This window comes from Delftia sp. ZNC0008 (assembly GCF_000799035.1).
GTDB lineage: Bacteria > Pseudomonadota > Gammaproteobacteria > Burkholderiales > Burkholderiaceae_C > Comamonas > Comamonas tsuruhatensis.
This window is the reverse complement of record NZ_JTKZ01000021.1, coordinates 14298-27534: the sequence shown is the minus strand read 5'-3', so window position 1 is coordinate 27534 and position 13237 is coordinate 14298. Positions and strand designations below refer to the sequence as shown.

Below are 13237 nucleotides of genomic sequence, written 5' to 3'. Positions count from 1 at the left end.
CCGCGTCGCACCAGCAGGCGCTCGGCCAGCCAGGGGCCGAGCAGGGCGATCAGCAAGGCAGCGGCCAGGCTGGCGATAAAGCCGCCCCGGCGATCGGAGGCCAAGGTGGAGCTCACCGATTGGCGCAGCTCGCGCCCCAGCCCCTGCAGGCGCGCCGCGTCCAGGGGCGCGGCGGTGCTCAGATTGCGCCAGAAGGGGCGGCCCAGCGGTGAATCGGTGCGGGCCGTCAGCGCGGCCTGGAATTGTTCGCGGCGCTGGCGTATCAGCTCGTTGCCGCGCTGGTCGGCATCGACCGACACCAGCCGCGCGAGTTTGAGTTCGGAATCCACGGCACTGCGTTGCTTGGCCAGGCTGGCGCGCTGCTCGGCCACATCGGGCGCATCGGCGGGGGCGCCTTTTTCGGGCGCCGGTCCCAGGCCGGCCAGGCGCGAATCGATATCGGCCAGTTCCTCGGTGCGGCGGGCCGCCACCTGGTCGGCTGCCGTGCCAATGGCTGCAGCCTCGTCCAGCAGCTTGCGGCCGTCATCGTCCTCGGCCAGCTTGTGGGGAATGGCGTCCAGCTGCTTGCGCAGATCGTCTACGCTGGGAAGGGCGGGCCGGCCGTCTTCTGCGGTCGCGCCCGCGGCTGTGGCGCCGTCCTGGGCCTGGGCCGGGCCGGGTGCAGACAGGAGCAGCATCGCCAGAGCCATCAGCCAGATGGCCAGGCATGGGCGAAGGGCCTGTGCCCACGTGGGGCGCTGCGGAAGAGGGCTGCAGGGCGGTGTCATGGACGCACATTGTGCGGCGGGCCGCTGCAGCGGTTGTTTCCAAAGGTCCGGCCCCGCCAGCCGGCAGCCGTCTCAGCGCGATGCGGGACTGAACATATCGACACGGTCGGTGATGACGCCGTCCGTGCCCAGGTCGATCAGGCGCTGTGCGGCCCATTCGTCGTTGACCGTGTAGCTGCTGCAGCGCAGGCCCGCGCCATGCACCTTGGCGACCAGGGCTGCATCCCACAGCGCGTGGTTGAGCACCATGGCTGCGCAGCCCAATTCCAGCGCGGTGCGCAGGTCGGCGTCGCCCGTGGCGTCTGCCAGCCTGTCCACCAGCAGGCCGCGCGGAATGTGGGGCGCCGTGTCGCGTGCGCCCTTGAGGGCATCGGTCTTGAACGAGGTGAACAGCGGCGGGACCCGGTCCTGGGGCCAGATGCGGTTCATCAGCTCGCCCGTGGCGCGGCCCGTGGCCTCTTCCTGGCCCGGCGTGGGCTTGATCTCCACGTTCAGGAAAAAGTGGTTGGCCAGGCACCAGCGCGCCAGGGCTTCCAGCGTGGGCAGGGCCTCGCCCGCATATGCGCGCGAGTGCCAGCTGCCGGCGTCGAGCTGGGCGATCTCGCCCATGGACAGGTCGCCACCCGTGCCGTGGCCGTTGGTGGTGCGCTCCAGCGTGGCGTCGTGCATCAGGAACAGCACGCCGTCGGCAGACAGCTTGGCATCGCACTCGAACATGCGATAGCCGTGCGCGGCGCCCAGGCGGAAAGCGGCCATGGTGTTTTCGGGCGCCAGCTTGCCGGCGCCACGGTGGGCCACCCACAGGGGGTAGGGCCAGGATTTCAGGTTCTCGGTCATGGCGAGTCCGTCAAAAGAAGGGAGCTTGGATGGAAAAAGAGAGCCTCTGGGGCTCTCTTGGAAAAGGTCGGAGAGCCGGCCTTCAGGGGATCAGATCCGCTTGCCGCTTTCTGCGTCGAACCAGTGCAGGCGACGCTCTTCGGAAGGACGCACGCGCATGGTCTCGCCGGACTTGGGGAAGGGCGCGCCTTCGTCGATGCGTACCGTCATCGTCTCGCCATTGAGCGAACCATAGACCAGGCGCTCGGCGCCCAGCATTTCCACGGTGTCCACCTTGATTTCCCAGCCGCCTTCGTTGACGACGACCAGGTGCTCGGGGCGGATGCCCAGGATGCGGCCGGTCGTGCCGCCGGGCGCGTTCTTGAGCAGGTTCATCGGGGGCGAGCCGATGAAGCTGGCCACGAAGGTGGAGGCGGGCGTGTGGTAGACCTCTTCGGGCGTGCCGAACTGCTCCATCACGCCGCCGTTCATGACGATCATGCGCTGGGCCAGGGTCATGGCCTCGACCTGGTCGTGGGTCACGAACAGGCTGGTGATGCCCAGCTCGGCGTGCAGCTTCTGGATCTCGATGCGGGTCTGGCCGCGCAGCTTGGCGTCCAGGTTGGACAGCGGCTCGTCGAACAGGAAGACCTTGGGCTGGCGCACGATGGCACGGCCCATGGCCACGCGCTGGCGCTGGCCGCCCGACAGCTGGCGCGGCTTGCGGTCCAGCAGGTGCGACAGCTCCAGGATCTTGGCGGCCTTGTCCACACGGCGCTTGATCTCCTCGGGCGGCACCTTGGCGATCTTCAGGCCGTAGGCCATGTTCTCGTAGTTCGACATATGCGGGTACAGCGCATAGTTCTGGAACACCATGGCGATGTCGCGCTTGGCCGGTTCCACGTCGTTGACGACCTTGTCGCCGATCAGCAGCTGGCCGTCGGAGATCTCTTCCAGGCCCGCCACCATGCGCAGCAGGGTGGACTTGCCGCAGCCCGAAGGGCCGACGATGACGACGAACTCGCCGTCCTGGATTTCGGCGTTGACGCCGTGCAGTACCTGGTTGGCCGACGGGCCGTGGCCGTAGCGCTTGATCAGGTTGCGAAAGGAAATGGATGCCATACGAAGATTCTGGTTGAGTCGCAGAGCGAAGGGCGCTGGCGCTTGCTCTGCGGGGTTCTATACGGTGGGTGGGGGCGGTGGACGGCTTACTTTTCGGTGTCCACCAGGCCCTTGACGAACCAGCGCTGCATCAGGATCACCACGGCAGCGGGCGGCAGCATGGCCAGCAGGGCCGTCGCCATCACCACGTTCCAGTCGTTGCCGGTATCGCCGCTGGCCACCATGCGCTTGATGCCGATGACCACGGGGTACATGTCTTCCGAGGTGGTCACGAGCAGCGGCCACAGGTACTGGTTCCAGCCGTAGATGAACTGGATCACGAACAGCGCCGCGATCGAGGTCTTGGACAGCGGCACCAGCACATCCTTGAAGAAGCGCATGGGGCCGGCGCCATCGATGCGGGCGGCCTCCACCAGCTCGTCCGGCACCGTCAGGAAGAACTGGCGGAACAGGAAGGTGGCCGTGGCCGAGGCGATCAGCGGAATCGTCAGGCCGGCGTAGCTGTTGAGCATGCCCAGCGTGGAGACGACTTCGTAGGTGGGGCCGATGCGCACTTCCACGGGCAGCATCAGGGTCACGAAGATCAGCCAGAAGCAGATCTTCTTGAACGGGAAGCGGAAGTACACCAGTGCGAATGCCGACAGCAGCGAGATCGCGATCTTGCCCACGGTGATCACCATGGCCGAGACGAAGCTGATCCACATCATGCGTGCCACGGGCGCGCTGGAGCCAGGGCCCGAGCCGCCGAACAGCGCGGCCTTGTAGGTTTCCCAGAAGTTGCTGCCGGGCACCAGGGGCATGGGCACCTGGATGATGTCCTGCGGCGTGTGCGTGGAGGCCACGAAGGCCAGGTACAGCGGAAAGCCGACGATCAACACGCCCAGCACCATGATCAGGTGCGAGAAAAAGGTCAGAAGAGGACTGCGTTCAACCATGATCAGTACTGCACTTTCTTCTCAACATAGCGGAACTGGATCACGGTGAGTGCAACCACGATCACCATCAGCACGACGGATTGGGCAGCCGAGCCGCTCATGTCCATGGCCTTGAAGCCATCGTGATAGACCTTGTAGACCAGGATGGAGGTGTCCTGGCCCGGACCGCCCTGGGTCGTGGCGTCCACGATGCCGAAGGTGTCGAAGAAGGCATAGACCACGTTCATCACCAGCAGGAAGAACGTGGTGGGCGACAGCAGCGGGAACTGGATGTCCCAGAAGCGGCGCATGGGGCCCGCGCCGTCGATGGCGGCGGCCTCGATCAGCGACTTGGGGATGGACTGCAGGCCCGCAAGGAAGAACAGGAAGTTGTAGGAGATCTGCTTCCAGATCGCGGCGATGACGATCAGCGTCATGGCGTTGCCGGAGTTCAGCAGGTGGTTCCAGTCATAGCCGATCATGCGCAGCGCATAGGCCACGACGCCGATGGACGGCGAGAACATGAACACCCACAGCACGCCTGCCACGGCGGGCGCCACCGCATAGGGCAGCAGCAAGGCGGTCTTGTAGGCGAGCGCACCCTTGATCACGCGGTCCGCAAAAATGGCCAGCATCAGCGACAGCGCGATGCCGAACACCGCCACCAGCAGGGAAAAGATGGCCGTGGTCTTGAACGAGGCCAGGTAGGCAGGGTCATCCAGCAGATGCTGGAAGTTGGCGAAGCCCACCCATTCGGTGGAAAAGCCAAACGTATCCTGCGCCTGGAAAGACTGCACGATGGCCTGGCCTGCGGGCCAGAAAAAGAAGACCAGCACGATGACCATCTGTGGTGCTATCAGCAGCCACGGCAGCCAGGCGGATCGAAAAAGAACGCGTTTTTCCATGACGGAACTCGGTAGAACAAAACAGCCCGCAAACCGGATGGCCGTGGGGCCGCCGGTTGCGGGCCTGTGATGCACGGTGCGGGCTGCCTGCGCAGCGGCCACGCCGCAGATCACATGGGAGGATTACTTGTTGGCCCTGGCGAAGCGGCCCAGTTGCTCGTTGCCACGGGTGACAGCGGTGTCCAGTGCCTGCTGGGGAGTCTTCTTGCCGGTCCAGATCTGTTCGGTTTCCTCATCGATGATGGTGCGGATCTGAACGAAGTTGCCCAGGCGGATGCCGCGCGACTTGTCGGTGGTCTTGCGGATCATCTGCGTCACGGCGGTGTCGGTGCCGGGATGCTTTTCGTAGAAGCCCGAAGCCTCGGTCAGCTTGTACGCAGCGGTGGTCACGGGCAGGTAGCCGGTGCGCTGGTGGCTGGCGGCCTGGATCTTGGTGTTGTTCAGGAAGTTGAAGAAGTCAGCCACGCCCTTGTAGCGTTCGGCGCTCTTGCCAGCCATCACCCACAGGGAAGCACCGCCGATGGCCGTGTTCTGGGGGGCGCCCTTCACATCGGCGTAGTAGGGCAGCTGCGACTGGCCGAAGGCGAACTTGCCTTCCTTGACCACGCGGGCGTACAGGCCGGAGGAGCCCGTGATCATCGCGCACTCGCCGGAAGCGAAGGCGGCGTCGGGCACGTTGCCGCGGCCCTTGTAGACGAAGCTGCCGTCCTTGGCGGCCTTGGCCAGGTTCTCGAAGTGCTTGACGTGCAGCGGCGAGTTGAACACCAGCTTGGCATCGGTGCCGTCAAAGCCGTTGTTCTTGGTCGCGTACAGGGTGTTGTGCCACAGCGAGAAGCTCTCCAGCTGGGTCCAGCTCATCCAGCTCGTGGTCAGTGCGCAGCGGTGGCCCGAGGCCTTGAGCTTTTCAGCGGCGGCGAACACTTCGGGCCAGGTCTTGGGCGGCTTGTTCTCGTCCAGGCCCGCCTTCTTGAAGGCGTCCTTGTTGTAGTAGAAGATGGTGGTCGAGCTGTTGAGCGGGTAGCTCATCATCTGGCCGTTGGGGGCGGTGTAGTAGCCGGCCACGGCGGAGATGTACTCGCCCTGGTCGAACTTGAAGCCGCCGTCGTTCATGACCTTGGTGACCGGAACCACGGCACCTTTGGAGGCCATCATGGTGGCCGTGCCCACTTCGAAGACCTGCAGGATGTCAGGTGCATTGCCGGCGCGGAACGCGGCGATGGCAGCTGTCATGGACTCGTCATACTGGCCCTTGTAGGTCGGCACGATCTTGTACTGGGTCTGGCTGGCGTTGTACTCCTTGGCCAGGTCGTTCACCCAGTCGCCCAGGGCCGCGCTCATCGAGTGCCACCACTGGATTTCGGTTTGGGCTTGTGCCGAGATGGTGGTGGCCGCGATCGCGGCCGCCATGGCCAGTTGCTTCAGTTGCATGAGGACTCCTCTAGTTCGGTGACGGTTTCAGACCGCTGCCACGGTAAGGCAGGGGCATGACATGTCTGTGTCATTGTTTTCGGATGCTTCTTACCGCACTACAGGCCAAACCCGGTGAGCCGCTGGTCCCGTATGTCAGTCGTGTGACAAAAAATGACACGCGAAGCGGCGCTATTTTAGGTCAATACCATTTCGTTTCAAAAGCACGGGTTGTTCGTATTGGCTCGTTTGTGCTCTTTCTGTATAAGGCCTGTTCGCCGGGGCGTGTCTGCCCCGTGGTGTTGGCGAGGGCTGGCTTCTCAGTGCAAGACGGCGAGCCGCCCAGAGCCCCGTAGGAAGCGGGCCTTCGAGGGGCTCGCTTAAAATTGCGCTCCCACTTGGCTTAGCGGCGCCCCTAGAGCGCCAGACACGGTCTACCCCCATGAATGTACCGATTGCGTTGGCGGCCCTGCAGGCACAGGCAGCCGAACCTGCACGTCTGCGAGAGATTCCCTACAACTACACCTCGTTTTCCGATCGCGAGATCGTGATCCGCCTGCTGGGTACTTCCATGTGGGATGTGCTCAACCAGCTGCGCCAGGAGCGGCGCACGGGCCGCTCCGCCCGCATGCTCTACGAGGTGCTGGGGGACATCTGGGTCGTCCAGCGCAATCCCTACCTGCAGGACGACCTGCTGCACAGCCCCGATCGCCGCAAGGCGCTGGTGGAAGCACTGGAGCACCGCCTGGGCGAGATCGACAAGCGCCGTGCTCCGCAGCAGGACCCCGTGCGCGATGCGCTGGTGGGCCAGCTGGTGGATGCGGCGCGCCGCGCCGTGCATGAGTTCAACGCCACCTTCGTCGAGGCCGAGCAACTGCGCCGCCGGGTGCAAAAGAGCCTGGGCCGCCACACGGCCAAGGACAACATCAAGTTCGACGGCCTGTCGCGCGTGGCCCATGTGACGGACGCCACCGACTGGCGCGTCGAGTATCCCTTCGTCGTGCTCACCCCCGATACCGAAGCCGAGATGGCCGCCCTGGTGCGTGCCTGCATCGAGCTGCGCCTGACCATCATTCCGCGCGGCGGCGGCACGGGCTACACGGGCGGCGCGATCCCGCTGACCTGGCGCAGCGTGGTGATCAACACCGAAAAGCTCGAGGCCATGACGGAGGTGGAGATGCGCCGCATCCCCGGCGTGGACCACGAGGTGCCCACCATCTTCACCGAGGCCGGAGTGGTCACGCAGCGCGTGGCCGATGCGGCCGAGCGCGCGGGCTTCGTCTTCGCCGTGGACCCCACATCGGCCGAGGCCTCGTGCATCGGCGGCAACGTCGCCATGAATGCGGGCGGCAAGAAGGCCGTGCTCTGGGGCACGGCGTTGGACAACCTGGTGTCCTGGCGCATGGTCACGCCCGATGCGCAGTGGCTGGAAGTCACGCGCGTGGGCCACAACCTCGGCAAGATCCATGACGCCGAGATGGCCAGCTTCGAGCTGCAGTACTTCGAGGCCGACGGCAAGACCCCCATCCGCAGCGAGCGGTTGGACATTCCCGGCCAGAAATTCCGCAAGGAAGGCCTGGGCAAGGACGTGACCGACAAGTTCCTGTCGGGCCTGCCCGGCATCCAGAAGGAAGGCTGCGACGGCCTGATCACCAGCGCGCGCTGGGTGGTGCACCGCATGCCCGAGCACACGCGCACGGTCTGCATGGAGTTCTTCGGCAACGCCAAGGACGCCGTGCCCAGCATCGTCGAGATCAAGGACTTCATGTTCGCCGAGCAAAAGCGCTCGGGCGTGCTGCTGGCCGGCCTGGAGCACCTGGACGACCGCTACCTGAAGGCCGTGGGCTACGCCACCAAGAGCAAGAAAGGCAACGGCCATCTGCCCAAGATGGTGCTGCTGGGCGACATTGCCGGCGACAACGCCGACGATGTGGCCCGCGTGGCCGCCGAGGTGGTGCGCATCGCCAACTCGCGCAACGGTGAAGGCTTCACCGCCGTCAGCGCCGAGGCGCGCAAGAAATTCTGGCTGGACCGCAAGCGCACGGCCGCCATCTCGCGCCACACCAACGCCTTCAAGATCAACGAAGACGTGGTGATCCCGCTGCCCCGCATGTGGGAGTACACGGACGGCATCGAGCGCATCAACATCGAACTGTCGCTGCGCAACAAGCTCAAGCTGTGCGACGCGTTGACGGACTTCTTCCAGCACGGCGACCTGCCCCTGGGCAAGCAGGACGATGCGGGCGACATCCCTTCGGCCGAACTGCTGGAGGACCGCGTGCAGCAGGCCCTGGCCCTGGTGGCCGATGTGCGCACGCTGTGGCAGGGCTGGCTGGACAACGTGGAAAACCTCTTCCAGCAACTGCAGGATCACACGCTGCGCGCGAGCTGGAAGACCCAGCTGAAGGCGCCCATGGCCCAGATCTTCGCGGGCGCGGCCTTCCAGCCGCTGCTGGCCGAAGTCAACGCCATTCACCAGCGCGTGCTCAAGGGCCGTGTCTGGGTGGCGCTGCACATGCACGCCGGCGACGGCAACGTGCACACCAACATTCCGGTCAACAGCGACGACTACGAGATGCTGCAGACCGCCCATGAGGCCGTGGCGCGCATCATGGTGCTGGCCCGCCATCTGGACGGGGTGATCTCGGGCGAGCACGGCATCGGCATCACCAAGCTGGAATTCCTCAGCGACGACGAACTGGCGCCCTTTGCCGCCTACAAGCAGCGCGTGGACCCCGAAGGCCGCTTCAACAAGGGCAAGCTGATCCGCAACGAGAAGCTGCAGGCCGTGGTGGGCCAGAGTCATGACGGCCGCTCGCCGCGCGAATCGCTGATGTTCGCCGACCTGACCAACGCCTACACGCCCAGCTTCGGCCTGATGGGGCACGAGTCGCTGATCATGCAGCAAAGCGACATCGGCGCCATTGCCGACTCGGTCAAGGACTGCCTGCGCTGCGGCAAGTGCAAGCCCGTGTGCGCCACCCATGTGCCGCGCGCCAACCTGCTGTACAGCCCGCGCAACAAGATCCTGGCGACCTCGCTGCTGGTCGAGGCCTTTCTGTACGAGGAGCAGACGCGCCGCGGCGTGTCGCTGCGCCACTGGCAGGAGTTCGAGGACGTGTCGGACCACTGCACGGTCTGCCACAAGTGCTTCAACCCCTGCCCGGTGAAGATCGACTTCGGCGACGTGACCATGAACATGCGCAATCTGCTGCGCAAGATGGACAAGAAGAGCTTCCGGCCCGGCAACAAGCTGGCCATGGCCATGCTCAACGCCACCAATCCGGACACCATCAAGTTCATGCGTTCGGCCATGGTCGGCGTGGGCTTCAAGGCCCAGCGCCTGGCCTCCGACGTGCTCCACAGCCTGGCCAGGAAGCAGACCCAGCATCCGCCGGCCTCGGTGGGGCGCGCGCCGCTCAAGGAGCAGGTGATCCACTTCGTCAACAAGAAGCTGCCGGGCGGCCTGCCCAACAAGACGGCGCGTGCCCTGCTGGACATCGAGGACAAGGACTACGTGCCCATCATCCGCAGCCCGCAGACCACGAACGCGGACACCGAGGCGGTGTTCTACTTCCCCGGCTGCGGCTCCGAGCGCCTGTTCAGCCAGGTGGGCCTGGCCACCCAGGCCATGCTCTGGCATGCCGGCGTGCAGACCGTGCTGCCACCGGGCTACCTGTGCTGCGGCTATCCCCAGCGCGGCAGCGGCCAGTTCGACAAGGCCGAGAAGATGATCACGGACAACCGCGTGCTCTTCCACCGCGTCGCCACCACGCTCAACTACCTGGACATCAAGACCGTGGTGGTCAGCTGCGGCACCTGCTACGACCAATTGCAGGGCTACGAGTTCGGCAAGATCTTCCCGGGCAGCCGCATCATCGACATCCACGAGTACCTGCTGGAAAAGGGCGTGACGCTGCAGGGCAAGGAGGGCTACCTCTACCACGACCCCTGCCACTCGCCCATGAAGCTGCAGGACCCCATGAAGACCGTCAAGGCCCTGGTCGGCGACGGCGTGATCAAGAGCGAGCGCTGCTGCGGCGAATCGGGCACGCTGGGCGTCACGCGCCCCGACATCTCCACGCAGATCCGCTTCCGCAAGGAAGAGGAACTCAAAAAGGGCGAGGCCGCGCTGCGCGCCAGCGGCGCCCTGGCCGAGAAGGACAACGTGAAGATCCTCACCAGCTGCCCCAGCTGCCTGCAGGGCCTGTCGCGCTACGGCGGCGACATGAACAACGGCCTGCTGGAGGCCGACTACATCGTGGTCGAGATGGCGCGCCAGATCCTGGGCGAGAACTGGATGGCCGAATATGTTCAGCGCGCCAACGCCGGCGGCATCGAACGGGTTCTGGTCTGATGGCTGCTTCCGCTTCCTGCCCCCTGTGCGCCACAGAAGGCGGCCTGCCCGTCTGGCGCGGCCGGCGCCTGCGGGTGATCCGCGCCCAGGAAGAGGGCTTCCCGGCCTTCTACCGCGTGGTCTGGAATGCGCATGTGGCCGAGTTCTCCGACCTGGATGCCGCCGACCGCCAGCACTGCATGGATGCCGTGGTCGTGGTCGAGCGCGTCTTGCGTGAGCGCCTTGCGCCGGCCAAGATCAACCTGGCGGCGCTGGGCAACATGGTGCCGCACCTGCACTGGCATGTGGTTGCGCGCTTCGAATGGGACAGCCATTTCCCGGGCTCGGTCTGGGCTGCTGCCCAGCGCCCGCGCAATGGCGAGCGCGAGGCCGAGGTGGCAGCGCGCTTGCCAGCCATAGACACGGCGCTGTCGCAGGCTCTCGATGCCTGGCAGCAGCACCCCGCCACTGAATGAGGAGCACCGCATGGCCGGCCTGACCCCTGACACCCCAACTCCCGAAGCCCTGACCGTGCACGGCGCATCGCGCGTGCTGGAAGTGGCCTATTCCGACGGCGCAAGCTTTCGCATTCCCTTCGAGCTGCTGCGCGTGTACTCCCCCTCGGCCGAGGTGCAAGGCCATGGCCCGGGCCAGGAAGTGCTGCAGACCGGCAAGCGCGACGTGGCCATCACGGCCATCGAGCCCGTGGGCAACTACGCCATCAAGCCCTTCTTCAGCGACGGGCATGAAAGCGGCCTGTACACCTGGGAATACCTCTACGAACTGGGCCGCCGCCAGGACGAGTTCTGGGCGCAGTACCTGGACCGGCTACAGGAGTCCGGCATGGACCGCGACACGCCCATGCCCGGCAAGGCCGGCGGCGGCGGGCACGGCTGCGGCAGCCACTGACGCAGTACGCACGCAGGGGCCGGGGCGCGGCGTCTGCCGCGCCGTTCCCACAGCGCCACATTCAGGACCTTTGCACAGCACAGGGTTATTGGGGGTGGTGCTATATTAAAAATAGCTTGAAAGTCTTTGTTTGAAGGCGTTTCAAGCTGTTTGTTCTTGATAACCCTTGCCCGGCAAAGCCCGCGGCCACACGGGGTTGTCGCTGTACGCATTACTACTGCTTGCTTAGCATCGTTGTTATGAGCACCACACATTTCGGATTCCAGTCGGTGGACGAGCGCGAGAAGGCCAGCCGCGTGCGCGGCGTGTTCGACTCGGTCGCTTCGCGCTACGACGTCATGAACGACCTGATGTCGGGTGGTCTGCACCGTGCCTGGAAGGCCTATACGGTGATGGTGGCCAACCTCAAGGAAGGCGACAGGGCGCTGGACATCGCGGGCGGCACGGGCGATCTGGCCCTGGCCTTCGCCAAGAAGGTCGGCTCCACCGGCCAGGTGGTGCACACCGACATCAACGAAGCCATGCTGCGCGTAGGCCGGGACCGGCTGATCAACAAGGGCGTGATCCTGCCCACCATGGTCTGCGATGCCGAGGCCCTGCCGTTTCCGGACAACCATTTCGATCTGGTCAGCGTGGCCTTCGGCCTGCGCAACATGACGCACAAGGATGCGGCGCTCAAGGAAATGAACCGCGTCCTGCGCCCCGGCGGCAAGCTGCTGGTGCTGGAATTCTCCAAGGTGGCCAAGCCCCTGGAGAAAGCCTACGACTGGTACTCCTTCAAGATTCTTCCGGCCATGGGCAAGCTCGTGGCGGGCGATGACGCCAGCTACCGCTATCTGGCCGAGTCCATCCGCATGCACCCCGGCCAGGAAGATCTCAAGCGCCTGATGCAGGAATGCGGCTTCGGCCATGTGGACTATCACAACATGACGGGCGGCATTGCCGCGCTGCATGTGGGAATCAAGTGCTGAGCGCGTGAGGTGCTCGGTGAGGTGACGGCAACACGATTATTCGAGGAGATGACATGAAAAAGCTATGGTCTATGGTCTTGGTCGCAATGCTGGTGGTGGTCCACGGCACGGCCGACGCCAAGCGCATGGGCGGTGGCGGATCGGTGGGCAAGCAGTCGAGCAACGTGACGCAGCGTGAAGCCGCGCGCGCGCCGACACAGAACACGCCGCCGCAGAACGCCGCCACACAGAACGCTGCAGGCAAGCCGGCCACTGCACCGGCAGCTGCTCCCGCCAAGAAGCCCTGGGGCGCCATGCTTGGCGGCCTGGCCGCTGGCCTGGGCCTGGCCTGGCTGGCGAGCTCGCTGGGCCTGGGCGCCGCCTTCGGCCAGTTCCTGCTGATCGGCCTGCTGGCCCTGGTCATCATGGTGGTGGTGGGCATGGTCATGCGTTCGCGCCGTGCAGCGGCTGGCGCGCAGCAGGCATCGTCCAGCCCCTTTGCCTTCCAGAACGCAGCGCCTGCCGGTGCCGGCAATATCGGTGGCAACGTGGACAGCGCACCGCTGGCACGCCAGTACAACCCCGAGAAGGTCGGCAACGACGCATCGGCCCGTCCCTGGGAGCAGAACCATCAGCCGGCCGCCCTGGCTGCAGGCTCGGGCTCCGGCGTGCAGATCGGCTCGGCCCTGGCAGGCTCGCAGAACTGGGGTGTGCCTGAAGGCTTCGATACCGAGGGCTTCCTCACCGCTGCCAAGCGCAACTTCGTCACGCTGCAATCGGCCTGGGACCGCTCCGACATCGCGTCGCTGCGCGCCATGATGACCGACGAGATGCTGACCGAGATCCGTGGCCAGCTCAGCGAACGCGAGGCCCAGCGTCCCGGCCAGCCCAACCAGACCGACGTGGTCATGATCGACGCCCAACTGCTGGGCATCGAGGACCTGGGCAATGACTACATGGCCAGCGTGGAATTCTCGGGCATGATCCGCGAGGACGCCTCGGCAGGTCCCACACCCTTCCGCGAAGTCTGGAACATGACCAAGCCCAAGAGCGGCAGCAGCGGATGGCTGGTCGCCGGAGTCCAGGCATTGCAGTAATTCCTCTCACTTCG

11 protein-coding genes are annotated in these 13237 nt (G+C 65.3%); 5 read left to right on the top strand and 6 right to left on the bottom strand.

Annotation, left to right across the window (positions count from 1 at the left end):
- From L995_RS00705 to ugpB, 6 genes are all read right to left on the bottom strand, one after another.
- A partial coding sequence (locus L995_RS00705; RefSeq protein ID WP_047468153.1) for a DUF3772 domain-containing protein occupies positions 1-689 on the bottom strand: 689 nt, incomplete at its 3' end.
- A 150-nt stretch (positions 690-839) separates the two neighbouring features.
- A complete protein-coding gene (ugpQ, locus tag L995_RS00700) occupies positions 840-1604 on the bottom strand; it encodes a glycerophosphodiester phosphodiesterase (protein WP_016445664.1) in 765 nt (254 codons plus the stop codon).
- A gap of 90 nt (positions 1605-1694) precedes the next feature.
- Entirely contained in the window at positions 1695-2705 is a 1011-nt protein-coding gene (gene ugpC / locus L995_RS00695; RefSeq protein ID WP_034364052.1) for a sn-glycerol-3-phosphate ABC transporter ATP-binding protein UgpC, read from the bottom strand.
- An 86-nt stretch (positions 2706-2791) separates the two neighbouring features.
- Entirely contained in the window at positions 2792-3640 is an 849-nt protein-coding gene (gene ugpE, locus L995_RS00690) for a sn-glycerol-3-phosphate ABC transporter permease UgpE (RefSeq protein WP_016445666.1), read from the bottom strand.
- A gap of 2 nt (positions 3641-3642) precedes the next feature.
- Positions 3643-4524, bottom strand: a complete 882-nt coding sequence (gene ugpA / locus L995_RS00685) for a sn-glycerol-3-phosphate ABC transporter permease UgpA (protein WP_016445667.1) — start codon at positions 4522-4524, stop codon at positions 3643-3645.
- Between the two features lie 123 nt (positions 4525-4647).
- Entirely contained in the window at positions 4648-5952 is a 1305-nt protein-coding gene (gene ugpB / locus L995_RS00680; RefSeq protein WP_012207263.1) for a sn-glycerol-3-phosphate ABC transporter substrate-binding protein UgpB, read from the bottom strand.
- 421 nt (positions 5953-6373) lie between these two features.
- On the opposite strand from ugpB, the gene L995_RS00675 reads away from it, so the two are divergent.
- The 5 genes from L995_RS00675 (at position 6374) to L995_RS00655 (ending at position 13223) form a co-directional block, all read left to right on the top strand.
- Positions 6374-10288, top strand: a complete 3915-nt coding sequence (locus L995_RS00675; RefSeq protein WP_016445668.1) for a DUF3683 domain-containing protein — start codon at positions 6374-6376, stop codon at positions 10286-10288.
- A complete protein-coding gene (locus L995_RS00670) occupies positions 10288-10743 on the top strand; it encodes an HIT family protein (protein ID WP_017407144.1) in 456 nt (151 codons plus the stop codon). Before L995_RS00675 ends, L995_RS00670 begins: the two co-directional genes overlap by 1 nt.
- A gap of 10 nt (positions 10744-10753) precedes the next feature.
- A complete protein-coding gene (locus L995_RS00665) occupies positions 10754-11176 on the top strand; it encodes a gamma-butyrobetaine hydroxylase-like domain-containing protein (RefSeq protein ID WP_047217082.1) in 423 nt (140 codons plus the stop codon).
- A 239-nt stretch (positions 11177-11415) separates the two neighbouring features.
- Positions 11416-12147 (top strand): bifunctional demethylmenaquinone methyltransferase/2-methoxy-6-polyprenyl-1,4-benzoquinol methylase UbiE, encoded by a 732-nt coding sequence (ubiE, locus tag L995_RS00660; protein ID WP_016445671.1) that lies wholly within the window; start codon positions 11416-11418, stop codon positions 12145-12147.
- 53 nt (positions 12148-12200) lie between these two features.
- Positions 12201-13223, top strand: a complete 1023-nt coding sequence (locus tag L995_RS00655; protein ID WP_016445672.1) for a Tim44 domain-containing protein — start codon at positions 12201-12203, stop codon at positions 13221-13223.
- The last annotated feature ends 14 nt before the right edge of the window (positions 13224-13237 follow it).

Bases quoted from the DNA above. Each gene is read 5' to 3' on its own strand.
- ugpQ (WP_016445664.1), bottom strand. From the start codon at position 1,604: ATGACCGAGAACCTGAAATCCTGGCCCTACCCCCTGTGGGTGGCCCAC.
- ugpC (WP_034364052.1), bottom strand. From the start codon at position 2,705: ATGGCATCCATTTCCTTTCGCAACCTGATCAAGCGCTACGGCCACGGC.
- ugpE (WP_016445666.1), bottom strand. From the start codon at position 3,640: ATGGTTGAACGCAGTCCTCTTCTGACCTTTTTCTCGCACCTGATCATG.
- ugpA (WP_016445667.1), bottom strand. From the start codon at position 4,524: ATGGAAAAACGCGTTCTTTTTCGATCCGCCTGGCTGCCGTGGCTGCTG.
- ugpB (WP_012207263.1), bottom strand. From the start codon at position 5,952: ATGCAACTGAAGCAACTGGCCATGGCGGCCGCGATCGCGGCCACCACC.
- L995_RS00675 (WP_016445668.1), top strand. From the start codon at position 6,374: ATGAATGTACCGATTGCGTTGGCGGCCCTGCAGGCACAGGCAGCCGAA.
- L995_RS00670 (WP_017407144.1), top strand. From the start codon at position 10,288: ATGGCTGCTTCCGCTTCCTGCCCCCTGTGCGCCACAGAAGGCGGCCTG.
- L995_RS00665 (WP_047217082.1), top strand. From the start codon at position 10,754: ATGGCCGGCCTGACCCCTGACACCCCAACTCCCGAAGCCCTGACCGTG.
- ubiE (WP_016445671.1), top strand. From the start codon at position 11,416: ATGAGCACCACACATTTCGGATTCCAGTCGGTGGACGAGCGCGAGAAG.
- L995_RS00655 (WP_016445672.1), top strand. From the start codon at position 12,201: ATGAAAAAGCTATGGTCTATGGTCTTGGTCGCAATGCTGGTGGTGGTC.